The sequence below is a fragment of the Frankia sp. RB5 genome (genome assembly GCF_059816245.1).
The window spans coordinates 1-24,981 of record NZ_JCBATA010000068.1 but is presented as its reverse complement, the minus strand read 5'-3'; the positions used below and the strand labels follow the sequence as shown (position 1 = coordinate 24,981).

Genomic DNA, 24,981 nt, shown 5'->3' with positions numbered 1-24,981 from the left:
AGCCGGTCCAGGTCAGGGCCGCGGCGCGTTTGGTCAGCGCCACCAGTGGGACAGGGAGTCGCCGGCCAGGATCTGGACGGTCAGGACGGCACCCACGCAGGCCAGCAGGGGAACGACGACGAGGCGTTCGACCCGGCCGTCCGTGCGGGGCACCAGGACCGTCTCCATCCGCCAGGGCACCGGCCACAGCAGCGGGCAGCCCCGCGGGGTCAGGCAGTCGCCGAGCAGATGGGCGAGACAGCCCGCGACGACCGGGTAGGTCGCGAAGCTCATGTCCAGTCCGTGCATCCAGTAGACGGCCGCCCCGGCGAGTACGCAGTCCTTGAACCCGGACCAGAACTCGTGCCCCTCGAAGTCCAGGCCGAGGCCGCGCAGCCCGAAGCCGACGAGGACGAACAGCGCCGCCCACCAGCCGTACCGGACGTGCGTCGCCAGCTGCCCCATGGCCAGGCCCATGGCCAGGGCGAACATCAGCGAGTGGGTGGCGTGCCGGTGCCCTCCCGCGGCCCGGCTCACCCAGCGGCACATCGTGCGGGTCACGGGTCCGAGCGTCCTCGCGATACGCCCGGAGGGATGGTCGATGTCGGGCAGCAGCCCCGCGCCCGCGGCCACCACCGCCCCCGCGATGACCTGACTGGACGACAGGGACAGGGCGTGCGAGCCCCACCACTGCTCGCGGGACAGGGCTGGCACGGCCGCGAGCCACAGCACCGCACCGCTCAGCGCGTGCGTACGACCCATCACGGCAGACGAACCTTGTTGATCAGCACTCGGCGGACTCTAGCCTCCGCGACGTCACGGTCGCCGAGCAGGGGCGAGGACGGGATGTCGTCAGATGGCGCGATGGATCCCGACACGTCGGCGAGCCACGTCCACGACGACGCCGCCCGACCACCAGGTGGTCTACAGAGGAGCCGGCCGACGATAGCTCCCCTGACGAACGGCGGCGAGAATGAGGTCGCGAATCTCCTCCATCATTTCCATGACTTCCGCGTGTAGCACGGCGAATGATCCTGGTGCCGGATACATGCTGCGACCGTGGGCAATGCCATTACGACCGTCACACAAGGTCCGGTCGATGAGCTTGTCGCGTGTTGCAAAACTCGAGACCGGAAATCCGATCGCAGTCATGATCTCAGCAAGAACCGCGTAGCGGAGATTCGATTTCGTATCGACGATGCCGCCTTTCTGGAACCGTGCACGCGCGACGGTTGGCCGCGTCACTGCCTCCACAAGGGCCGCTATGCTGCTCTCGTCTCCGCCAGCGGCACGCCTGCTTAAGGACTGGAGGACTGTCCGGACGAGATCTTCGTTGAGCTCGTCCAGGCGCAGTCGGCGTCTGGCGACAAAGTCCACATAGCACTGGCACGACTCCTTGACAAAGCCCTCCCAGTGCGCATAGAGCATTGCCACCCCGCTCCGCGCCAGCGCCCTCGCCAAAGGCGATCCGGGAGACGAGCGTTCCGCCTCGGCGATAGCCGCGCCCAGCGCCTGCAGCTCCACCCTCCGCCAGGACAGGGCGTCGTCGAGTGCGTCCTCGACCTCACCAATCGTGCGTGATGCCACCGGTCAGCTCGCGAAGTACTCGCGCGCGCGCAGCACGAGCCTCGGGAATCGTCGCCGAGGACTGACTCCGGTCCCAGACGTATCCCTGAACTGGGGCGCCGACCAGATCCCGCGTATACGAGCAGCGAGATCGGTACTGGATCGACTCTCCCACAGATCGATGTTCGCGCACACACCCGCCGTCACGAACTCGAAACAGGCGATGGAGAACGGGCCCAGATGCCGACGACCATCCCATCGCCGCATGGCGTCATCACCTAGACTGTCCGCCAGGAGATGAAAGGTTCGATCAAAGACCAGCGGCTCGACCTGCGACTGTGGACCACCGAAAGCGTCCGCGGCCGAACGCATCCAGGAGGTTACGTACTCGCCGAACTCCTTTGGAAGTTCCGAGGAACCGCCGCCGTAGTCCGCCTGACAGAAGAATCGTAGAACCAGCTCCTGATAGTACGCCTGGTTCTCCTTCTGATCGGATACCTGGCATACAACGCGGAAATCGCTCGTCGACGAGAGCCGGGTGATCTCGGTATACATCGCCCGATTCAGCATTACGAGCAGACAATTGCGCGCTTCCTGCTCCGAGAGCCGAGTACCAGCATTGAGCCGCTGAAACATGTCGTACTTGGCGTTCGAATCGGATTCCTTACGGATTATCCTGAACTCCAGCTTTGCCCGCTTGAAATCCCGGCGCATCGCATCGGAGAAGACTCTTGAACCTGGCCCGGAGATCTCCCATCGATACCCATCGAGGTCCGGAAGATACTCCGTGCTCGACAGCGTTAGCGGCTCCGAGATGACTCCCGACTCGTCACGATAGACTCCCACAAACTGGAGGACCGTAGAGAGGCGCTGAACCCCGTCGATGACGTCCCAGACGCCGTCCGTCCGCTGCGAGACAAAGATCGGCGGAATAGGAATACCGAGAAGTATCGACTCTATCAGGCTCGACTTCTGGTCGCCATCCCAGCGGAAGATGCGCTGGAACTCCGGGTGGATCTCGATGTCGCCGTCGCGATAAAGCGACAGAACCTCACCGATGGACATCGGATAGCCATCGGTGTGGATCTCCTTGGCCCTGATGGAAATCTGTTCCTCTAGGGCCACCTACGCACACCCGTCTTCTCGGTCCACCGAACCGCCAACTTCTTTGCCTCCCAGCGAGGAACGTCGCATTGACGCCTGCCCATCGAAATATACTCCGGCCAGCCTACCGACCGTGTGGCCCTCCAGTACCCGTTACGCCACGGGAGCTGTTGACGTCAGCTCACATCGTCCGAACCCGCCACGCCCGCGGAGGTGTCTATCCGATTCGCGCGGCCGACCCCGATCCTCGACCCCGTCGGCCGCGCGGTGCCGCTGGGTCGGACCTGGATAGATTCGCACCCGTGCAGCAGGACCGGGAGCCAGGGTCGATGAAGGTTGGCACGGCGGTTGTGTCGGCAGCCGTCATCGGAGGGGCGGCAGGCTCGGTGCTCGCCGCTGGCCATGGCTGGCGGGCGGTCGTCCGGGGTGGGCTCGCGGGGGCGGCGGCGCTGGCGGCGGGCGAGGCGGTGGCGCGGGCCCGGCAGCGGCCGGGGGAGATTCCTGCGCTGTGGCAGCGGATCGCGACCAGCACCGCCCTGATCGCCCCGGTCGGCTGGGCAGGCGGGCGGCTGACGGGGGCCGGGCCGGTCGCGGTGGGCGCGGCGACGGGTGGCGTCGCCGGGCTGCTCGGCCTTCGACCACAGAAGGTGCTGCTCGGGCCGCCGTTCGGCGCGGCGGTGGGCGCGGCGCTCACGGCGCTCGCGGGTCGGCGCGGGCCGGTCCCGGCCGCCGTCGCCGCGGCCGTCACGATGGCCGCGTACCGGACGGCGTCGCCGCTGCTGTTCCCCGACGCGCAGGTGAGCCTGCTCGCCGAGCGGGTTCCCGTCGAGCGGCTGCCGTTCGTCGTGCCGCGCCAGGCACGCACCCGTCGCGTCGGCACCGGCTATGTCCGGGAGCTGGCCGAGGAGCTCGGCGGCCGCTACGTCGCCGACGCCGCCGACGTGGGCATCGTCGCCTCACTGGACGACCTGGCCGGCCCGGCGTTCGACCCCACCGCCGTCGACCCGCTGGTCCGCGAGTTCTACGAGCACACCACCCGGTTCGCGCTCGACATCGTTCCGCGCTGGCGGCTGTGGGTCCGCCCTGGCTATCTGCTCTACCGCAACGCCCTCGCTCGCCCGCTGGGCCAGGCGAACGTCCCCATGAACCAGCGGGAGACCCAACGCGGCATCCGCAGCCGCATCGACACCATCAGCCTCCCGGCGGACGCCGGCGCGGTGACGGTCCGCGGCTGGATCCGCTCGTTCGCCGACACCGACGAGCCGATCTACGTCGGCATCTACACGACCTACCGGGACGGCGACCGCGGCTACGTCAGCGTCGGCTTCCCGCTGCCGCAGGCCAGCTTCACCGCGACCCTGCTCCCGCTGGCCCGCTCCGACGGCGGCCTGCGGCTGACCAGCCGCAGTGAGCTGGAGCACCCCGGCCACTACCTCGCCTACCGCGACCAGTCCGACGACCGCCTCACCGCGCTGGCCGTCCACGGCTTCGCCGAGCAGCTCGACGTGTTCGCCCACGACGGTGAGCTGCGCGCCGAGCACGCCTTCTCCCTGTTCGGGATCCCGTTCCTGGTGCTCGACTACCGCATCAACCGCAAGGCACCCCGACCGGCCACCACCTCGCTCACGCCGCGCGGGTGACGCAGGGGGGCTACCAGACCGGTTCAGCCGGCTGGCCGGATGGTTCAGCCGGCCGGTTCGGGGGCGGGCTGACCGGTCGGTGCGTCGTCGTGGCGCAGGCGCCAGCCGCGGGCCCGTTCGCGCTCCCGCCAGAAGGCGGCGTAGCGGCCGTCGCGGGCGAGCAGGTCGGCGTGCGGGCCGCACTCGAGGACCCGGCCGCCGTCGAGCACGGCGATCTGGTCGGCGCGCACGATCGTGTCCAGCCGGTGCGCGATGATCAGAACGGTACGGTCGGCGGCGAGCTCGGCCAGCGCGGCGTACACGGCCGCCTCGTTCTCGGTGTCCAGCGACGCGGTCGCCTCGTCGAGCAGCACGATCGGCGCGTCCTTGCACAGCGCGCGGGCGATGGCGACACGCTGGCGCTCGCCGCCGGACAGCAGCCGGCCGCCCTCACCGACGGGGCTGGCCCAGCCGTCCGGCAGCCGGTCGACGATCGTGTCGACGCGGGCGCGGCGGGCGGCGTCGCGGACCTGGTCGGGTGTGGCGTCGGGGTTACCGAAGCGGATGTTGTCCTCGACGGTGGCGTCGAACAGGTAGACGTCCTGGAACACCAGGGCGACGCGACCCAGCAGCTCGGCGCTGGGCAGGTCACGGACGTCCACACCGCCGACCCGCACCGCGCCCGCGTCGACGTCGTGGAACCGGGCGATGAGCTTGGTGACCGTGGTCTTGCCCGCGCCGGACGTGCCGACGAGCGCGGTGGTGCGCCCGGCCGGGATCGACAGCGTCAGCCCACCGAGCACCTCGGGCCCACCCGGATAGGCGAAGCGAACGTCAACCAGCTCGATCCCGGCCTCGCCGGGTGGCCCGCCGTGCGCGCCCGTCGCCTGGTCCTCGGCCAGAGACGCACCCGTCGCCCGCGCCGCCGCGCCCTCAGCCCGCGCCGCCGTGGACGCCGGCGCCGCGGTCGGCTCCGGCAGGGGCGGGACGGTGAGCAGGTCGTCGATGCGCCGGGCGGAGGCCTGGCAGCCACGCAGGTCACCGGTCAGGCCGACGACCGCGTCGAGCGGACGCAGCAGGCTGATCCCGAGGACGACCAGGGCGATCATCCGGGCCGGGCGCAGCGCGTCGTCGGTGGCCAGAGCGAGCCCGGACAGCAGCAGGGCGGTGAAGGCCAGCTGCAGTCCCAGCTCACCCAGGTACTCGCCGGGCAGCGAGCCGACGACCTCGCGCCGCGCCGCGCGGTGCTGGGCGGTCAGCGCCTCGTCGAGCGCGGCCCGCCCGGCTGCGGTGTTCCCGGTGGCGCGCAGCGTCGGCTGGGCGCCGGCGAACTCGACGAGCCGCCCGCCGGCCTGCGCGGTCGCGGCGTGCTGGGCGGCCTCCGTGCGTGCGCTCAGCCGGCCCCCGAGCACCAGCGCGGCGACGACGACGGGGGCGGCGACCAGAGCGGCGAGCCCGAGCCGCCAGTCGTACGCGAGCAGGAACACCGCGATCGTGACCGGGGTGAGCAGCGCGCCGAGCAGGGCCTGGGCGAGGAAGACACTGCCCGCGACCCGGGCGGCGTCGCCGACGACCAGCTGCGGTACCTCGCCGGCCCGGGGTCCGTCGAACCAGCCCAGCGGCAGTCGGACGAGCTGCTCGCCGATGCGGGTGTAGAGGTCGCGGCGCCAGGCCGTGGACAGGCGCAGTGCCCGCGACCCCAGGTAGTAGTGCGCGACCCAGCCGACGGCGGCCGCGGCGGTGAGCGGGACGAGCCACCACCCGGCGCGGCCGGTGCGGCCGTCGATCAGGTCGATGAGCAGCGGGACGAGCACGCCGAACGCGACGCCCTCGCTCACGGCGTAGACGACCACCGCCACCAGGTAGCGGCCCAGGGCCCGGTGCTGGCCGGCCGGGACGAGGCCACGCAGCCCGCCGGTCATCGCGGGCCCCCCGCCGGCACGACGGTGCCAGGCGGGACGGCCTCGACCGTGGCCTCGCCGTTCTGGGCGTGCCAGAGGCGGGCGTAGCGGCCACCGGCGGCGAGCAGGTCGTCGTGCCGGCCGCGTTCGACCAGACGGCCGTCGTCGAGGACGAGGATCTGGTCGGCTTCGGTGATCGTGTAGAGGCGGTGGGCGATGACCAACAAGGTCCGGCCGACGGCGAGTTCGGCGAGCGCGTCCTGGATGGCGGCCTCCGAGTCGGGGTCGGCGAAGGCGGTGGCCTCGTCGAGGATGACGATCGGGGTGCCGGCGAGCAGCGTGCGGGCGATCGCGATCCGCTGCGCCTCACCCCCGGACAGCTGTGCGTCCTCGCCGACGACCGTGTCGTAGCCGCGGGGCAGGGCGAGGATCCGCTCGTCGATCGCCGCCGCGCGGGCCGCGGCGCGCACCGCCTCGTCGCCGGCCGTCGGGACGGCGAGGGCGATGTTGTCCCGGATCGAGCGGCGCAGCAGGACCGCGTCCTGCAGCAGGAAACCGACACGACGGTAGAGCTCGTCCCGGTCGATCTCGCGCAGGTCGACGCCGCCGAGCCGGATCGCGCCGCCGGTGGGGTCGGCGAAGCGGGCGAGCAGCATGGCCAGCGTCGACTTCCCCGCCCCCGACGGCCCGACCAGCGCCGTCACGGTTCCCGGTGCGAGGGTGGCGCTGATCCCTCGTAGCACCTCCCGGCCACCGCTACCCCCACCGGCATCGGCCTGGGCCGCGGCGTCGGCGTCGGCGACGACGGCGGCGACGGCGGCGCGGACGTCGTAGCCGAAGCGGACGTCGTCGAGTTCCATGATCAGCGGCGCGCCCACCGGACGGGCCCGGGCCGGCTCGACGGCCGGCGATGCGGGCTCGTCCAGCAGCGCGCCGATCCGCTCGGCGGCGCCCTGGGCGGTCTCCCGCAGCTCCTGGGCCAGGTAGATCGGAGTGATCTGCTCGAACAGGCCGACCCCGAGCAGCGCGAACGCCACCAGGTCCACCGGCTCGCTCCAGCCGGCCGCGACCATCGCCGTCCCGAGGGCGGTGACGACGAAGACGACGGTGGCCGGCGCGACGGTCGCCCTGGCGACGCCGCGGGGCCGCAGGAAGATCTGCTGGGCCTGCTCGTCGGCGTCGACGTAGTCGGCCGCGGCGGCGGCGAAGCGCGGCGCACCGCCCCGGTCGCCGCCGAACGCCTTGACGACGCTGATGCCGCGGACCGTCTCGAGCACCGCCGCGGTCAGCTCGGTGTTAGCCGCCGCGATGCGGGCCCGCTGCTCGGTGGCGCGCACGGCCAGGCGCATCCGGATCGTCTGGGCGACGGCGACCAGCGCGACCGTCACCAGCGCGAGCGGCCAGCTCACCCAGGCCAGGTAGCCGACGACGACCACCGGGCCGGCGATCGCCGAGGCCAGATCCCCGCGGGCGTGGGCGACCGCGTGGTGCAGGTCGGCGACGTCGTCCTGCACGATGGTGCGCACCCGGCCGGAGACCCCGCCGGCGAACCAGGCGAGCGGCAGCACACTGAGGTGCTCGGTCAGCCGGCGGCGCAGCAGGTGGGCGAGGTCGGCGTCGGCGAGGTGGGCGAGCAGGCTGGCCGACGCGTACAGCGCGAAGCGGGCCACGAGCAGGCCGACGGCCGTCCACGCCAGCGGCCACACCGGCTCCCCCTCGTCGCGCAGCAGCCGCCGCGCGATCTCCACCAGCGCGACCGTCGGCGTGACCGCGAGCACCGTCGCGAGCGCCTGCAGCCCCGCGGCGACGGTGATCCGCCCCCGCACCGGCCGTCGCAGCTCGTCGAGAGCACCCGACGCCGCCCCGGCCTCATCCCGTACGGTCATCAGCCACGCCGCCCGACTCCGCCGTTCGGCCTGCCAGAACCACCGGGGCCGCCAGAACCACCGGGACCGCCGGATCGGGACTCAGAGGCACACCGCCGCACCAGATCACCCTCCAGCCTTCCCCGCCGGAACTTCCATAGGTTAGGCACACCTAACCACAGACAGGTCCGACGTCGACGGCCAAGGCCCACGCACGGCCGTCGCCGTCGCGGGCCTGCTCATCCTCGCCTCGCCGTTGCTGCTGCCCAGGCTCACCGACCTGGACGACCAGCCCATACCGGCAACCGCCGCGCCCGCACTCCCGGACGCCAGCCCCTCATAGCTCGGATCGACGCGGCCAGCCGTTCAGGCGTCGGTGGTGGCGAGGACCGCCCAGCCCCGGGCGGGCAGGCGCACCGCGGCCTCGCCGGTACCGGCCTCCCGCAGGTCTCCCCCACCGGCGAGGACGTCCACGGCGCCGGGCGCGGGGAGGTCGGCCGGGTCGGCGGCGAGGTTGAGGGCCACCAGGATCCGTTGTCCTTCGGCGGCCGACTCGTAGGTCATCCGGGTGTTCGCCAGGAACACTGTCGCGGTGCGGGCGGCGTGCAGCCACGGATGACGCCGGCGCAGGCCGATGAGCTCCTGGTGCAGCCGGTAGGTCGGCCAGCCGTGGGGCGCGAGCTCGTCCGGCCCGGTGGGGAAGGCCGGACGGACCGCGTCGTCGCCGCCGACCCGCTCCTCCTTGAGCCCGGTGAAGGCCTGCTCGTCGCCGTAGTAGACGTTCGGCGTCCCGGCGACGGTGCACAGGACGACCAGCGCGTGGGCGAGGTGTGTGGGTTCGCGCAGCCGGCTGGCGAGCCGGGTGACGTCGTGGTTGCCGACGAACGTGAACGGGACGAACGTTTCGAGCAGTGCGTCATGCCGCTTCAACGCCCAGGCCAGCTCGAACAGGTTGCCGTCGTTGAGCGCGCTCCAGACGGCCTTCCACAGCTCGTACTGGGTGACGGCGTCCAGGCCCGACCGCCGCACGAGGTCGGCGTAGTCGCCGTGGATGACCTCGCCGACCAGGTAGGCGTCCGGGTGGGCGCGGCGCACCCGCGGGAGCACTCGAGCCCAGAACGCGGCGGGCACGGCATAGGCCGCGTCCAGGCGCCATCCGGCCGCGCCCCGGTCCAGCCAGTGGATCATGATCTCGGCGACATGGTCGGCGACGGCCGGGTTGTCGTGAGCGAGGGCGACGAGGCCGTCGTGCCCCTCGAACGTCGCGTACCGCGGGACGCCGTCCGGCCCGGCATCGCCGGTCGGGACGAACCACCCCGCCCGGGGTGCGCCCGCGCCCAGGGCCAGCGTCTCGGTGAAGGCGGGATGGGCCCGGCCGACGTGGTTGAACACCCCGTCGAGCAGGACCCGCAACCCACGGGCCCGGGCGGCGGCGACGAGCTCGTCGAACGCCGCGTCGCCGCCGAGGCGCGGATCGACACGCAGGTGGTCGACGGTGTCGTAACCGTGGGTGGTGGAGTCGAAGATCGGGCCGAGGGCGAGCCCGTTCACCCCGAGCCGCACCGCGTAGTCGAGCCAGTCACGCAGGTGGGCGAGCCCGCGCCCCGGCCAACGATGGGCCCCCGTGGGGTCGGCGCCGGTGAAGCCGAGCGGATAGACGTGCCACCACACCGCGTGGCGCACCCACGCGGGTTCGCGAGACAGGGTCACGCCCGCCGACCCGCACCCGCGACGGCTCGCGACCGGACGCACCACCATCGCCGCGACGCGGGAGGCCTCTGTGTCCCTCTTTCCACCGACATGATTAGTACGCTACCACGTACTAGTTTTGCCCCTCTTCCCACGGCGACCGTCCACAGCGCAGAGGAAGACCGCACGAGGGCCTGGCGGTCGGTGTAGGGCTGGGAGACGAGGCGACGCGAGGTCTCGGTAGGAAGCAGTCCCTCCACAGATCGCTTCGCCGAAAGAACCGCCGTGCTCGCCTGGCAGGCCCCCGACAACGCCCTGCTCAAGGTCACCTTCCGGCTGCTTCACAACATCACGATCGACCCCTGGGAGATCGGACTCGTTGCGGAAGCCGCCCTCGTCGTCCTCCACACCGGGTACCGCAGGGCCGCCTGACGCTCAATACACCAACATGCCATTGTTGTCACGCAATGTGACAGGAGGTTACGGGGAAAGGCTCACTGCTGATTCGGACGGAACCGGCGCTGTCAGGAATTCGACCCCGATTCAGAGTCGAGAACGGAGCCATACCGGACATCCGAGACCACACGAATTCTTCTCGACGAGCCCGATCGGGATGTGCTGATGGTATATTTCGTCGGAGCGCGTCACATCCGGGAAGCACCGTTCGACCGGCTGAACACCTGCGCGCACCCATCGAGAAGTGTACTTCTCGATGCAATAATTCGGCAAGAGAACGATGCCCACGCTCGGCGATCGGACGCCAGTCTCTCCACACAAACCGGAAGAGCGAACGCGGTACCAGCGCCGATCGAGTCCTCGCCGGCCACCGGGAGCCACCTCGGCCATCAACGAACACGTATCCGTCGCGTTCCGCGCCGACCAGCCAGAGAAGCAGCGAAGGGTGCACCGCCATGATCCTCTCGTCGAACCTTCGTCACGCCGCCGACCGTGTGGTCCGGCAGGCCGAATGGCGCAGCCTGTCGGACGCGCTGGCGGCGGCACGACAGGGGCGACGAACAATCGTGGAGATCGCCGGGGACCCCGGAACCGGCAAGACCTGGCTGCTGTCGCGACTGGCCGAGGCGGCCGAGGCGGCCGACCGTTCACGATATACCGTACTGACTGCGGCCTTCCCGGTCCCCGGTAGCCGGCCAATGCGGCTGTTCGAGGACATGGCCTTTCCGAGCGGGACACCCGGAGACATTCGACCGCATCAGTCATGGTCGACCATACGTTTCGCCCTCCAGCGCCGGCTGGTGGCTGGTGGCGTCCTCTGCCTGGACGACGCGCAATGGGCGGACCCCGAGTCCGCCGGGTTCCTCGCGCAGCTGCTGTCCGATCCCCTGGCGGTCCCGCATCTGCTGGTCGTGGCACACCGGTCCCGCCAGACCTGTGCGACGATCCGCGACGCGCTCAGCAGAGCGGTCTCTCGGGGCGGCGCGGAACGCGTCGTGCTCGAGGCGCTGTCCGCCGGTCAGTCCGGCCGGCTTCTCGGGCTGTCCGCGCAGGAACCCAGGCTGACCGCGCTGCACCGGGCGGCCGGCGGCAATCCGCTCTACCTGCAGGCGCTGGCCAGGACACGCCTCGGCGTCGAGCCGGATACCGGCGCCGGTCCCGATCACCCAGATCCGTTCGATCTCCTCGACGTCACAGATCCGTTCATCGCGCAGATCCTCGCCGAGATGGTTCCCCTGACGCCCGCGGAGTCAGCGGTGATCGCCGCGGCCGCGGTCCTCGGCCGCTCCGCCGACCTCGCGGAGCTGGCCCGGGTGAGCGACACGACCCAGGACAGCACCTGCCAGGCCGTCGGGCGCCTGCTGCGCCGTGACCTGCTGCGCGCGCCGTCCCACAAGCCCCTGTTCGAGTTCCGACATCCGCTGGTCCAGCGATCCGCGTACTGGCGGCTGGACGGCTGTACCCGCTCACGCCTGCACCGCCGGGTCTTCCTGCTGCTGGGCGACCTCGGCGCGGCGGCCTCGGAACGGGCGGTGCACCTCGAACGCACCATGATCGGCCTCACGGACAGTGATCGCCAGGTCCTGGTGAAGGCGGCCATCGGCACCCAACGACCACAGCTCGCCGTCCGATGGCTGGAGGCCGCCCTGCACTCCCATCGGGCGGACGGCGGCGACGCCGCGCAGGGGCGGACGATCCGCCTGCACTACGCCCGGGCGCTCGCCACCGCCAACCGCTCCGGCGAGGGCCGACGAGTCCTCGACGAGGTGCTCGCCACGGATCGTCAGGACACCGCGGCCCGACTCGACGCCGTCATTCTGCACGCCCTCATCGACTGCCGGCAGAGCCGGTACGCCCAGGCGCGTGCCATGCTCAGCGCGGAACTCAGCGAGCAGCGGCACACCTCGAACGGGCCGCCGGTCACCCTCCTGGTCGTCCAGGCCAGCGTGGAGCTGTTCAGCGGCGGGCTGCCCTCCGAACAGGTGCTGGCCAGCACCGTGGAGCGGGCCCGCGACGCGAACGACCGGCAGGCGGAGCTCGGCGCCCTCGCCCTGAGCGGCCTCACCCGCCTGTTCCGCGGGCAGCCCGCCGCCGCGGTCCCCCCCGTGATCGCCGGCTGTCACCTCGTCGACGTGCTGACACCGTACGACATGGAGGGCCGGCCGGAGGTGCTGGGGCTGCTGGGCTGGACCGAGCTGCTCCTGCACCGGTTGCACGACGCCGAGCACCATCTCCTTCGCGGTGTGCGGGCCGCCCGGAGCACCGGCGACCGGCAGGCCCTCGCCGCGCTGTTCTGCGGACTCAGCGCGGTCCACCACGACGCCGGACGGCCGAAGGAGGCCCTCGCCATGGCCGCCGCGGCGACGGACGCCGTGCACACCGCGGGTGTCCGCCACGTGCGTCGGCTGGCTCTCGCGATGCGGGCCCGTGCCCTGGCCTGGAACGACGACGCGGGCTGCGACGAGGCGTTGGCGATCGCCGAGCGGGCGGCGACCGACGGTCGCCCGCGCGACTGTCGCTGGGACGGTGTCGCCGCGGTCTGTCTCGCCCAGGCCCTGTGGATACGCCACGAGCATCACCGCAGCCTGCGCACGCTCATCGCCTCCTGCGGCGGGTCCACACTGCCGGACGCGCCGGCATGCCTGCGTTCGATGTGCTTCGAGATGCTCACCGCCTGCGCGATCCGGCTCGGTCGCCACGCCGACGCCGTCGACTGGGCCCGGCACGCCGCGGCCGCCGCCTCCGTGCCGGGCGAGCAGGCCTACGCCATGTCGGCCGAGGGGAATCTGCGGATGGGCGACGATCCGCGCGCGGCCACCGCGCTCTACCGGCGCAGTGCGGACCTGTTCGCCCTGGCCGGCATGCCGGACGACCGCGCCCGGGCCCTGATCCGCGCGGCCCGCTCGGCGATCGCCGGCGGCGACCCCGAAGGCGCCGCCGACCTGCTGGCGATGGCGAAGAGCAGCGCGGCGAACCCGTGCGTCACCCAGTTGGAGAACGAGCTCACGCGGCAGCGGCCCACCCCGCCCGCGACCGGCAACGCCAGCCGGACCCTTCCGCCGGCACCCGCCCGCCCGGCCGCGATGGCCACCCTGACCAGGCGGGAGATGCAGATCGCGGAGATCGTGGCGATGGGCAAGCGCACCCGGGAGATCGCGGAGGAGCTGGGCCTGAGCCCACGGACGGTGGACGTGCACCTCACCCGCATCTACCGGAAGCTCAACGTCTCGTCCCGCACGGCGCTCAGTCGACTGATCACCGTCGCAGAACCGACGCTGGAGTCCGTCTACGCCGTTCCGGCCCCGAAGGGATGACCTGAGCGGGCCGAGGGCGCCCAGGAGTCCGACCGGGCGGGCTCATCCTGCCCCGCTGCGCTCCTGGCCAGGGGAGCCAGCAGGTCCCGCAGGCCCACCATGAGCTCCTCGTGGCCGTCCCGGGTGAAGAAGTGACCGCCGGGCAGCTCCCGGACGGTGAACTCCGCGGCCGTGTGCGCGCGCCAGGCGAGGATCTCGTCGAGGCCGACGAGTGGGTCCCCGGCACCGGCGAAGGCGTGGATCGGGCACGGGAGGCGCACCAGGTCCCGCGGCCGGTCGCTGAGGCACACCCGCAGGTCGGCCCGGACCAGCGCGACCGCCGCCGCCAGCCAGTCCGGGTAGCGAAGCATCATGGCGGACATGCCGCCGAAGCGGACCAGTTCCCGTCCGAGTTCCACGTCGGACAGGGCGGTGGCCTCGGCGAGGACGACGGGCAGGTGCGGCGCCCGGGCCGCGCCGACGACGAGGCAGGCGGGGGCGGGCGCCGCCCGGGTCAGGCGGCGGCGCACCAGCGCGTGGGCGACGAGCGCACCCATGCTGTGACCGTAGAGGACATGGGGAGCTCGCAGCTGGGAGTCGAGCTCACGGTCCAGATCGGCGACGAGCGCGCGCATCTCCCGCGCCACCGTCTCGCGGACCCGTGTCTCACGGCCGGGCAGCTGTACCGGCCGCACGTCCACGTCGTCGCCGAGAGCCTCCTGCCACCGGGCGAACATCGACGCCGTGCCGCCGGCCTGGTGAAAGCAGAACAGCCGCAGCACCGCCCGGTCGCCGCCAGTGCCCACGACGGACTGACCCGAGGCCGCGGCGCGGCCGGGATCAGGCGCGATCATGCGCGTCCATGTCCGACGGTGCCGCGGGTGCCGACGCCGCGGGTGGGGCCGCGGCATGCGGGGCCGCCGTGAGCTGGGCCGCCGTGAGCTGGGCCGCCGTGAGCTGGGCCGCCGCCAGCCCCGGCGGCACCGGCCGCGAGGCCTGGCCGTCGGCGGTGGCGGAGCCGGCGGGCCGGTCCGGGCCGCGCTGGAGGGCGTCACGGATGTCGGCGAGAAGGTCCGCCGCCTGGGCACCGTCGATCACCCGATGGTCGAAGGCCAGGTTCAGGCGCATGACCGGGGCGACGGCGACCTGGCCCGCGCGCACGACCGCCCGGTCCACCACCCGGCCGACGCCGAGGGTGACCGTGGTGCCGCCCTGGGAGTGGAACCCGTCGACCGGCCGGTGGCCGAGGGAGGTCACGGCGAGGGTCCCGAACCGCCGGGAGCGGCGGTCAAGCGAGCGCACCTCGCGGGCGAACGCCCAGCGACCGACCAGCCACGGCAGCCGATGCAGCAGACGGACGCCCGCGAACTCGGGCATCCGGTCCGGGTCGCCCGCCGTGTAGTGATCCACCTGTTCCTGCAGTCGCGCGAGGCTCGCGCGATCGGCACCGGGGAGTACCGCGGACAGCACGACCCGCTGCCCGCCCAGCATGCGATCCAGGGTGAGCTTGACGTCGACGGCCGGCTGGCGCCGCACGCGCGGGCGGGCCCGGCCGCGCGCGACGGCGTTGGCGGCCGGGTGGCGGGCTAGCTCGCGGGCCGCCGCGGACAGGACGTAGGTCACGATCGAGTACCGACGGCCGGCGGCCCGCTGCCGGTCCCGGTGTGCCAGGACCGCCGACATGTCCACCTCGGTGTCCAGGAACACCGCGGCGACCGCCCGGGTCTCCGCCAGGAAGTAGAGGGTGTGCCGGCGCTCGCGGGCGATCGGCCGTCCCCGCCTGCCCTGTTGTCCCACCTGTGTGGTCTCCCACCATGCTCGGCCGCTGCTCGTCCCGCCGGCGCCAGCCGCCGGCGGACCCGGTACCGCGCGGGCCTCGGCAGAATCACCCGGCCCGCTAAAGAGGCGCTTACGACAATCTTTCCTGCCAGGTCGAGGCGAGTGTTCCCGCGCCGCGCAAGAACGAGGCTAGTTCGGCTTCAGGAAGTCGCCCGACGATGAGCATCGAAAAACTCGACCGCAAGCGCCGTACAGCGGTGAGCCGGGCTGTGACGGCGTTCGCGCGGCAGCGGAACGGAGGATGGAAACGCAGTGAACGACGTCGAGGAACTCCGGGTTTTCGCCGCTGTCCACGCTCGCGCGCAACGTGTTCCCGACCGCGTCCAGCGCGATGTCCTCGCCCGCGTCACCCATGACGGTGAGGGTCCCGGTTCCTGGACCGCGGAATGGAGCGCCGCCGCCCGCGGACAGTCCGAGCGGGGCCGGCCGCTGCTGGCCGCCCGCCTGTACACGATGGCCAGGTTCCCCTATGTCGACGGGCCGGGCCGCCAGCGCGCCCTGGAGCTGTCCGTCGCGGAGTTCCGCCGCTGGCGGGCCGACCGGAACGTCGATCTGCAGGAGCTCACCCTGGCGGTCGACGGCGGTTCCGTCACCTGCTGGGCAAGCGGATTCACCGCTCGCGAAACCAGGCCGAAGGGGCCGTTCGTGGTGCTGATGGGGGGAATAGTCAGCACCAAGGAGCAGTGGGCCCCCGTGTTGCTGCGCATGCGGCGTTTCGGCATCAGCGGAATAGTCACGGATATGCCGCGGGCCGGCGCCAGCACCGTTCCGTACGACGATGGCAGCTGGCGTTTTCTCTCCGGCCTGCTCGACGCGCTCGACGGCCGGGCCGACACCAGCCGGACCTTCGCGATGATGCTGAGCTTCAGCGGCCATCTCGCGTTGCGGTGCGCGCTGGACGACCCGCGCGTCCGTGGCGTCGCCACGGTCGGGGCGCCCGTGCACGGCGCCTTCGCGGATCCGGCGTGGCAGCGCGGGCTGCCCCGGATCACCCTGGCCACCCTCGCCCATCTGACCGGCACGACCGTCGACGCGGTCGGCGAGCACCTGCGGGAGCGGGCCCTCACCCCCGGGCAGCTCACGGCCCTCGACATTCCCGTCGCCTACGTGGCCAGCCGCCAGGACGAGATCATCCCGGCCGCCGACATCGATCTGCTACGCCGCCATGTGCGCCGGCTCGACCTGCTCGAACACGACGACGTGCATGGCTCCCCCCGGCACGTCGCCGTCACCGGGCCATGGCTGCTGCGCTCCGTCCTGCGCATGCATGGCGCACGCACCGCGAGACGGGCCCTGCTCGGCCCCTCGGTGGCGCTGCTGCGGGCCGGGCACCGCGTCGCCGGCCGTCTCCCCCACCCTGCCGGGGCGATCGGCGCGGCGCCGACGACCGCGGGAACGACGAGCCAGGACGAGGAGACCCGATGAACCCGCCCCCGCCCGCGACGCCCGACGGTCACCAGCCCACCGGTCACCAGCCCACCGGTCACCAGCCCACCGGTCACCAGCCCACCGGTCACCAGCCCACCGGTCACCAGCTCGCCGGTCACCATGCGGACGAGCCGATCGCCGTGATCGGCATGTCCTGCCGCCTTCCCAGAGCCGAGGACATCGACGCGTTCTGGCGTCTGCTCCGGGACGGCGTCGACGCCGTGACCGAGGTCCCCGCCGACCGCTGGAGCCCGGCCGAGCTGCCCGGGACGGGGCACACCCGCTTCGGCGCGTTCGTCGACGGGGTGGCCGACTTCGACGCCGGCTTCTTTGGAATCTCGCCCCGCGAGGCCTCGGCGATGGACCCCCAGCAGCGGATCGCCCTGGAGCTGTGCTGGCATGCCCTGGAGGACGCCGGACTGCTACCCGCGGGCCTCGGCGCGCACGCCGTCGGCGTCTTCGTCGGTGCCATCGGCAGCGACTACGCCACCCTGACCGCCCGCGCCGGCGCCCCGGCGATCGGCGCCCACACCCTGGCCGGCCTCAACCACGGGATCATCGCCAACCGCGTCTCCTACGCCCTCGGCCTGCACGGACCGAGCCTGAGCGTGGACTCGGGCCAGTCGTCCTCGCTCGTCGCCGTCCACCTGGCCTGCGAGAGCCTGCGTCGCGGCGAGTCCGACCTGGTGCTCGCCGGCGGGGTCAACGTCGTGCTCGCCGCGCAGAGCAGCCTGGCCGCCGCCCGCTTCGGCGGCCTGTCGCCTGACGGGCGCTGCCACACCTTCGATGCTCGGGCCAACGGCTACGTGCGCGGTGAGGGCGGCGCGGTCGTCGTCCTGCGCCGGCTGTCGGACGCGCTGGCCGCGGGCGACGACATCGTGTGCGTCCTGCGCGGCAGCGCGGTGAACAACGACGGGACGACGGACGGCCTGACCGTCCCCAGCCCGCGGGGGCAGCAGGAGGTGCTGCGGACCGCGTACGCCCGCGCGCGGACCGACCCGGCCGACGCGCAGTACGTGGAGCTGCACGGGACCGGCACCGCGCTCGGCGACCCGGTCGAGGCGGCCGCGCTCGGCGCCGCGCTCGGCGCCGGCCGGCCCGCGGCGGATCCGCTGCTGGTCGGCTCGGCGAAGACGAACGTCGGCCACCTGGAGGGCGCCGCCGGGATCGTCGGGCTGGTCAAGGCGGCGCTGTGCATCCGGCACCGACAGGTGCCGCCGAGCCTGAACTTCGAGCGGCCCCATCCGCGCATCCCCCTGGCCGAGCTAGGCCTTCGGGTGCGCACCGAGCTGGGCCCCTGGCCCCGGCCCGACCGTCCCCTGGTCGCCGGTGTCAGCTCCTTCGGCATGGGCGGCACCAACTGCCACGTCGTCCTCGCCGAGGCGCCGTCCCCGCTCGCGCCGCCCGAGCCGCCCGAGCCGCCCGCGCCGGCTCGGCGGCGGCAGGGCCCCGCGGACGGGGACCGTCCCGCCGACCTCGTCCCGCAGGTCCTGTCCGCGCGCAGCCCGCGGGCCCTGCGCGTCCAGGCGCGGCGGCTGGCCGCCCTGCTCGACGGGCCGGCCACGGACCCGGTCGACGTCGGCTACTCGCTGACCACCACCCGATCCGTCTTCGAGCACCGTGCCGTCGTGCTGGGCCGCGACCGGGAGGAGCTCCTCGACGGCCTGCGCTCGGTCGCCTCCGGCGCGCCGGAGGCGACCACCGGGCCGGGGGCGCGGCGTGTCGAGGGCCGGGCCGGTGGCGGTCGCGTCGCGTTTCTGTTCCCCGGCCAGGGCAGCCAGTACGCCCGTGCGGGCGCCGACCTCGCCGCGCGGTACCCGGTCTTCGCCGCGGCGCTGGCCGAGGTGAGCGCCCACTTCGACGAGTTCCTGGAGCGGCCCCTGCGCCACGTCCTGGCCGCGCGGGGCGACACCCCCGACGCGGCGCTGCTCGACCGCACCGCCTACACCCAGCCGGCGCTGTTCGCCCTGGGTGTCGCGCTGCACCGCCTGCTCGGCACGTTCGGGGTGCGCCCGGATCTGCTGGCCGGGCATTCCATCGGCGAGCTGACCGCGGCACACCTCGCCGGGGTGCTGCCGCTGGCCGACGCCTGCGCGCTGGTCGCCGCCCGGGGACGCCTGATGCAGGCGGTGCGCGCCACCGGCGCGATGGCCGCGCTGGAGGCCACCGAGGAGGAGATCACCGCGCTGCTCGCCGGGCAGGACGCGAACCTGGGCATCGCCGCCGTCAACGGCCCGCGGGCGCTGGTGGTCTCCGGTGACGAGGCGGCGGTGACCGACCTGGCACGGCGCTGGCGGGAACGCGGCTACCGCGCGACCCGGTTGCGGGTCAGTCACGCCTTCCACTCCCCGCACATGGACGCGATCCTCGACGAGTTCGGCCGGATCGCCCGCGGGTTGTCGTTCGCCCCGCCGGCGCTGCCGGTCGTCTCGAACGTCACGGGCCTGATCGCGACCGCGGACGAGCTCACCTCCCCGGACTACTGGGTCGCCCACGCCCGGTCGGCGGTGCGGTTCATGGCCGGTGTCCGCCACCTGCGCCGGCTCGGCGCCGCGGTGTTCGTCGAGGTCGGACCGGGCGGCCAGCTCAGCGGCATGACCCGGGCGAGCCTCGCCGACCCGCCCGACGGCGAGTCGCCGGTGGTGGCACCGCTGCTGCGCCGAGGTCAGGACGAACAGGCGACGTTCCTCACCGGACTTGCGCGGGCGAGCGTCCACGGCGTGCCGGCGCGGTGGAGCGCCGCCTTCGACGGCCTGGGGGCGCGGCGGGTCAGGCTGCCCGGGTATGCCTTCGAGCGGACGCGGTACTGGCTCGACGGCGTCGAGCGCGCCGGGGGCGAACCCGTGTCCCTCACCCCCCTGCCCGAGCCGGCCAGCGCGGACGGCGCCCAGGATGCCGCCCCCGCCGCGGCGGCCGGCATCCCTGCCGCCGACCACGACGCGGTCGCGGCCGACACAGCGGCCGAGCTGTCCCGGCTCTCCCGGGGCGACCGGCGTCGTGTTCTGGGGGACCTGGTGCGGGCCAGCGCGGCCGCGGTTCTGGGCCACGCCCATGCGGGCGCCGTCGACACCACCCGCAGCTTCCGGGACCTCGGCTTCGACTCGCTCGGCGGGGTCGAGCTCGGCGAACGGCTGGCGGCCACGACCGGTCTGCCGCTGGCCGGCACCCTGATCTACAACCATCCGACGCCCGACGGGCTCATCGATCACCTCGACGACCTGCTGCGGGCCGGCGGCGCCGAGCGGCCGAGCCAGGCCGGCGGGCAGTCCCGGGGCGCCGGGAACAGCCAGCACGGCGACGACGACGGGCAGATCGCGATCGTCGGCATGGCGTGTCGCTATCCGGGTGGCGTCACCTCGCCGGAGCAGCTGTGGCGGCTGGTCGTCGACGGCCGCGACGCCGTCGGCCCCTTCCCCCGCGACCGCGGCTGGGACGTCGACGCCCTGCACGATCCCGACGCCGCCGGCACCACCTACACCGACCAGGGCGGGTTCCTCGACGGCGCCGACCAGTTCGACCCGGGGTTCTTCGGCATCAGCGCCCGCGAGGCGAGCGCGATGGACCCGCAGCAGCGGCTGCTGCTGGAGACCTCCTGGGAGGCGCTGGAACGCGCCGGGATCGACCCGTCCAGCCTGCGCGGCAGCGCGACGGGCATCTACGTCGGCGTCACCGCGCAGGAGTACGGCCCGCGGCTGCACGAACCCGCGCCCGGGGCCGAGGGCTACCTGCTGACCGGCACCACCACCTCCGTCGCCTCCGGCCGGCTCGCCTACACCCTGGGCCTCGAAGGGCCCGCGGTGACGATCGACACCGCCTGCTCGTCGTCGCTGGTGGCCATGCACCTGGCCCGGCAGGCGCTGCTGGGCGGCGAGTGCACCCTCGCCGTCGCCGCCGGCGCGACCGTGATGGCCTCCCCCGGCATGTTCGTCGAGTTCGCCCGGCAACGCGGACTGGCCCCGGACGGACGGTGCAAGGCGTTCGCCGCCGCGGCGGACGGCACCGGATGGGCCGAAGGGGTCGGCGTCGTCGTTCTGGCGCGGTTGGGCGAGGCCCGCCGCCAGGGCCACCCGGTGCTCGCGATCCTGCGCGGCTCGGCGATCAACCAGGACGGCGCGAGCAACGGCCTGACCGCGCCGAGCGGTCCCGCCCAGGAACGGGTGATCCGCGCGGCCCTGGCCAGTGCCGACCTCGGCGCGCGGACCGTCGACGCGGTCGAGGCGCACGGCACCGGCACCTCCCTCGGCGACCCGATCGAGGCGGAGGCGCTGCTGGCGACGTACGGCCGGGACCGGCCGAGCGACGCTCCGGTCTTTCTCGGCTCGCTCAAGTCGAACATCGGGCACACCCAGGCCGCCGCCGGCGTCGGCGGGGTCATCAAGATGGTCCTGGCGATGCGCCACGGGCTGCTGCCCCGCACGTTGCACGTGGACGCGCCGTCGCCGCACGTGAACTGGTCACGGGGTGCCCTGGCCCTGCTGACCGAACCGGTGAGCTGGCCGGCCGGTGTGGGCCCGCGCCGGTGCGCGGTCTCCTCGTTCGGCATCAGCGGCACGAACGCGCACGTCGTGCTGGAGGCGGCACCAGTGGACGCCCGCCTCGACGCGAACAGCTCTGACGCGAACAGCTCCGGCGCGCCCCGTTCCGACGTGCACGGTTCCGACGTGCACGGTTCCGACGTGCACGGTTCCGACGTGCACGGTTCCGACGTGCACGGTTCCGACGTGCACGGTTCCGATGCGGACAACCCGGACGCGGACAACCCGGACGGGTACCGCTCCACCACGCACGACCGTGGCGAGGACGGCCCGGACGGGGATCACCCGGCGACGGTCCTGCCCTGGGCGCTGTCCGCCCGCGGGCCGGCGGCACTGCGGGACGCGGCGGCGCGTCTGCGCGACTGGCTGGGAGCCCGGCCACGGCTGCGCGACGCCGACATCGCCCACTCACTCGCGCACAGCCGGGCGACGTTCGAGCACCGCGCCGTCATCCTCGGCAGCGGACGGGCCGACCTGCTGCGCGGGCTGGACGCGCTCGCCGCCGGCGAGCAGGAGCCAGGTCTGGTCCAGGGGGTGGCCGAGGCCACCGGCCGCAGTGTCCTCGTCTTTCCGGGCCAGGGCGCCCAGTGGCCCGGCATGGGCGCCGAGCTCCTGCGCACCAGCGCGGTGTTCCGCGAGCGGATCCACGCCTGCGCCGACGCCCTCGCGCCCTTCGTGGACTTCTCCCTGGTCGACCTGCTCACGGCGGGCACGGGCGACGAGCTGGAGCGGGTCGAGGTGGTGCAGCCCGCGTCGTTCGCGCTCGCGGTGGCGCTGGCCGCGCTGTGGCGGTCCGTCGGCGTCGAGCCCGAGGCGGTCGTCGGTCACTCACAGGGGGAGATCGCCGCCGCTCATGTCGCCGGCGCGCTGTCCCTCGACGACGCGGCGCGGGTCGTGGCGCTGCGCAGTCAGATCATCGGCTCCGCGCTGGCGGGCCGCGGCGGCATGGCGTCGGTGGCGCTGCCGGCCGACCGGGCCGACGGTCTCCTGGAACCCTGGTCGGGACGGCTGGCGGTCGCCGTCGTCAACGGGCCGCACGCCACCGTCGTCTCCGGGGAGCTGGCCGCGCTCGCGGAGCTGCTGGCCGCCTGCGAGCGCGACGGCATCCGGACACAGCGGCTGCCGGTCACCTACGCCTCACACTCCCCGCAGGTCGAACCGCTGCGCACGGACCTGCTCCAGGCGCTCGCGGGCATCGCACCGCACCCGGCCGACGTGCCGTTCTACTCGACGGTCAGCGCGTCGCGCGTCGACACCGCCGGCCTGGACGCCGACTACTGGTACCGCAACCTGCGCCAGACCGTGCGCTTCGCGCAGACGGTGCGGGTGCTGCGGGCCGACGGGCACCGGGTCTTCGTCGAGGCCAGTCCGCATCCCGTGCTCACCGTTCCCGTCCAGGACGTCCTCGACGCCGCGGCACCCGGCGAGCAGCACACGGTCACCGGCACGCTGCGCCGCGGCGACGGCGGCCAGGCCCGTTTCCTCGAGGCCGCCGCCCGCGTGCACGTCGAGGGTGTGCCGGTCGATCTCACCGGCCTCGTCGCCGCCGCACATCCTGTCCCCGCCGGCCCGGACGCGGGCCCGGGCGGCGACGCGGCGCCCACACCGGATCACGGGGCGGACCCCAGCCGACCGCGTCGCGTCGACCTGCCGACGTATCCGTTCCAACGCCAACGGTTCTGGCTCACCGCACCCGAGCGCTCGCCCCGGCTGCCGCTGGCCGGACTGGACCCCGCTCGTCATCCCCTGCTCGGCGCCGCGGCGACGCTCGGCACCGGTGGCCACCTGCTCACCGGATGGATCTCCCTGCGCACGCATCCCTGGCTCGCGGACCATGCCGTGCACGGCGTGCCGGTGCTGCCCGGCACGGCCCTGCTGGAGCTGGCCTGGCGCGCGGCGGACCTGGCCGGCCGCGACGAGCTCGACGAGCTCACCCTGGAGGCTCCGCTGGCTCTGCCCGCGCAGGGCGGGGTGCGGCTGCAGGTCACCCTGACCGCTCCCGGCGAGGACGGGCGCCGCGAGATCGCCCTCTACGGACGTGCCGACACCGAGGCCGACCAGGACTCCTGGACCCGGCACGCCCACGGCGTCCTGCGCCCCGCGGATGACACACGCATCAGCCAGCACCCGTCCGCCCCGGTGCCGGCCGGTGACGACGAGGACCGGTGGGGCTGGGCGGACCCCGGCTCCTGGCCACCGCCGCGCGCCGCCGCGGTCGACGTCGACGCTCTGGTCAGCCGCCTCGCGCACCGCGGCTATGGCTATGGGCCCGCGTTCGGGGGGCTGACCGCCGCGTGGCGGGCCGGCGACGACCTGTTCGCCGACGTGCGGCTGCCCGAACCGGCCCGTTCGGAGGCGACCGCCTTCGGCCTGCACCCGGCCCTGCTCGACGCCGCCCTGCACCCGGCGGTGGGCTCGGCGGAGGCGACCGCACCGATCCGGCTGCCGTTCGCCCTGTCCGGGGCGCGTCTGCACGCGTCCGGCGCGGCCCAGCTCCGTGTTCGGATCTCGCCGCTCGGCGAGGACCGGATCGCGCTCGCCGTCGCCGACCACGTCGGCGCACCGGTGGCGTCGGTGGCGAGCCTGGTGCTGCGGCCGCTGCCCGCCGGCGGGCTGCCGGCCACCCGCGGCGGCGGCGCGCTGTACCGCGTGGACTGGGTGCCCGCCGCCGACGAGCTGCAGCGGGTGCCGTCCGGCCGCTGGGCGGCACTCGTCGGCCCGGGCGGTCACCAGGCCGGGCGCACCGGTCTGGCCGCGGCGTGCCCCGGCGGGCAGCTGGACGAGGTCGCGGATCTGGCCACGCTGCGCGCCGCCCTCGACGCGGACCCTCACACCGAAGCGCCGCAGGTCGTGCTGGCTCTGTTGAGCGACCCGGGATCCGCCGGCACCGGCGACGACGGTGTCGGGCGGTGCACGGCCGACGCGCTGGCCCTGCTGCAGGGCTGGCTGGCCGAGCCGCGGCTGGCCGGTTCCCGGCTGGTGTTGCTCACCCGGGGCGCCGTCGCCGCCGTGCCCGGTGACGACCTGGCCGACCTGGCTCGGGCGGGTGTCTGGGGACTGGTGCGCACCGCTCAGTCGGAGAACCCGGACTGCTTCGTGCTGGTCGATCTCGCCCCGGCCGGGTACGACGGCCTCGCCCGGGCGTTGACGCTGAACGAGCCGCAGGTCGCGCTCCGCGACGGGGCGGTCCTCGTGCCCCGACTCGCGCCGGTCGAGATCACGGCACCCGCACGGCCGGCCACCGACAGGAACACCACACCCCCCGACACCCCCCGCGACCTGTCCGCCCTCGGCTGGGACCGCAACGGCACCATCCTCATCACCGGCGGCACCGGCACCCTCGCCCGCATCCTCGCCCACCACCTCGTCCACACCCACGGCCACCGCCACCTCCACCTCCTCAGCCGCACCGGCCCCCACCACCCCCACCACCACACCCTCACCACCACCCTCACCCCCGCCACCATCACCACCACCACCTGCGACACCACCAACCCCGAACACCTCACCCACACCCTCACCACCATCCCCACCCACCACCCCCTCACCGCCATCATCCACACCGCCGGCACCCTCGACGACCACACCATCACCACCCTCACCCCCCACCACCTCACCACCGTCCTCCCCCCCAAAACCCACACCGCCCACCACCTCCACCACCTCACCCGCCACCACCCCCTCGACGGCTTCGTCCTGTTCTCCTC

At 73.4% G+C, this 24,981-nt stretch carries 12 protein-coding genes and 2 pseudogenes; 6 read left to right on the top strand and 8 right to left on the bottom strand.

Annotation, left to right across the window (positions count from 1 at the left end; translation table 11 throughout):
* Positions 1-33: 33 nt before the first annotated feature.
* From AC6EXY_RS27215 to AC6EXY_RS27205, 3 genes are all read right to left on the bottom strand, one after another.
* Positions 34-741: a metal-dependent hydrolase gene (locus AC6EXY_RS27215; RefSeq protein ID WP_101833051.1), complete on the bottom strand. Its 708-nt coding sequence runs from the start codon at positions 739-741 to the stop codon at positions 34-36.
* Positions 742-903: 162 nt separating this feature from the next.
* Positions 904-1,566: an MAE_28990/MAE_18760 family HEPN-like nuclease gene (locus AC6EXY_RS27210; protein ID WP_499818445.1), complete on the bottom strand. Its 663-nt coding sequence runs from the start codon at positions 1,564-1,566 to the stop codon at positions 904-906.
* A 3-nt stretch (positions 1,567-1,569) separates the two neighbouring features.
* Positions 1,570-2,670 carry a DUF262 domain-containing protein gene (locus AC6EXY_RS27205; protein ID WP_101833049.1) on the bottom strand — a complete coding sequence of 367 codons (1,101 nt, stop codon included), beginning with the start codon at positions 2,668-2,670 and terminating at the stop codon, positions 1,570-1,572.
* Positions 2,671-2,978: 308 nt separating this feature from the next.
* Between AC6EXY_RS27205 and AC6EXY_RS27200 the strand changes: the two genes are divergently transcribed.
* Positions 2,979-4,289: a hypothetical protein gene (locus AC6EXY_RS27200; protein ID WP_499818444.1), complete on the top strand. Its 1,311-nt coding sequence runs from the start codon at positions 2,979-2,981 to the stop codon at positions 4,287-4,289.
* A gap of 44 nt (positions 4,290-4,333) precedes the next feature.
* On the opposite strand, the gene AC6EXY_RS27195 is transcribed toward AC6EXY_RS27200, so the two are convergent.
* From AC6EXY_RS27195 to AC6EXY_RS27185, 3 genes are all read right to left on the bottom strand, one after another.
* Positions 4,334-6,190, bottom strand: coding sequence for an ABC transporter ATP-binding protein (locus AC6EXY_RS27195; protein WP_499818443.1), 1,857 nt, complete (start codon positions 6,188-6,190; stop codon positions 4,334-4,336).
* Positions 6,187-8,055 carry an ABC transporter ATP-binding protein gene (locus AC6EXY_RS27190; RefSeq protein WP_499818442.1) on the bottom strand — a complete coding sequence of 623 codons (1,869 nt, stop codon included), beginning with the start codon at positions 8,053-8,055 and terminating at the stop codon, positions 6,187-6,189. The genes AC6EXY_RS27195 and AC6EXY_RS27190 overlap by 4 nt, the downstream gene beginning before the upstream one ends.
* Before the next feature lie 345 nt (positions 8,056-8,400).
* Positions 8,401-9,744: an alpha-amylase family glycosyl hydrolase gene (locus tag AC6EXY_RS27185; RefSeq protein WP_243407760.1), complete on the bottom strand. Its 1,344-nt coding sequence runs from the start codon at positions 9,742-9,744 to the stop codon at positions 8,401-8,403.
* A gap of 288 nt (positions 9,745-10,032) precedes the next feature.
* Here AC6EXY_RS27185 and AC6EXY_RS27180 point away from each other — a divergent pair.
* Positions 10,033-10,155, top strand: a pseudogene (locus AC6EXY_RS27180) (IS5/IS1182 family transposase); the annotation flags it as partial.
* A gap of 479 nt (positions 10,156-10,634) precedes the next feature.
* Positions 10,635-13,493: a helix-turn-helix transcriptional regulator gene (locus tag AC6EXY_RS27175; RefSeq protein ID WP_499818441.1), complete on the top strand. Its 2,859-nt coding sequence runs from the start codon at positions 10,635-10,637 to the stop codon at positions 13,491-13,493.
* Here the strand turns inward: AC6EXY_RS27175 and AC6EXY_RS27170 are convergent.
* Together AC6EXY_RS27170 and AC6EXY_RS27165 are read right to left on the bottom strand one after the other, a co-directional pair.
* Positions 13,466-14,326 carry a thioesterase II family protein gene (locus tag AC6EXY_RS27170; RefSeq protein ID WP_165818492.1) on the bottom strand — a complete coding sequence of 287 codons (861 nt, stop codon included), beginning with the start codon at positions 14,324-14,326 and terminating at the stop codon, positions 13,466-13,468. The genes AC6EXY_RS27175 and AC6EXY_RS27170 overlap by 28 nt on opposite strands.
* A complete protein-coding gene (locus AC6EXY_RS27165) occupies positions 14,313-15,269 on the bottom strand; it encodes a 2-oxo acid dehydrogenase subunit E2 (RefSeq protein WP_499818440.1) in 957 nt (318 codons plus the stop codon). Before AC6EXY_RS27165 ends, AC6EXY_RS27170 begins: the two co-directional genes overlap by 14 nt.
* Before the next feature lie 294 nt (positions 15,270-15,563).
* Between AC6EXY_RS27165 and AC6EXY_RS27160 the strand changes: the two genes are divergently transcribed.
* From AC6EXY_RS27160 to AC6EXY_RS27150, 3 genes and pseudogenes are all read left to right on the top strand, one after another.
* A complete protein-coding gene (locus AC6EXY_RS27160; protein ID WP_499818439.1) occupies positions 15,564-16,736 on the top strand; it encodes an alpha/beta hydrolase in 1,173 nt (390 codons plus the stop codon).
* Positions 16,733-21,280, top strand: a pseudogene (locus AC6EXY_RS27155) (type I polyketide synthase); the annotation flags it as partial. The gene AC6EXY_RS27160 and the pseudogene AC6EXY_RS27155, both read left to right, overlap by 4 nt.
* A gap of 150 nt (positions 21,281-21,430) precedes the next feature.
* Positions 21,431-24,981, top strand: a 3,551-nt coding sequence (locus AC6EXY_RS27150) for an acyltransferase domain-containing protein (protein ID WP_499818450.1), incomplete at its 3' end; no start/stop codon positions are given.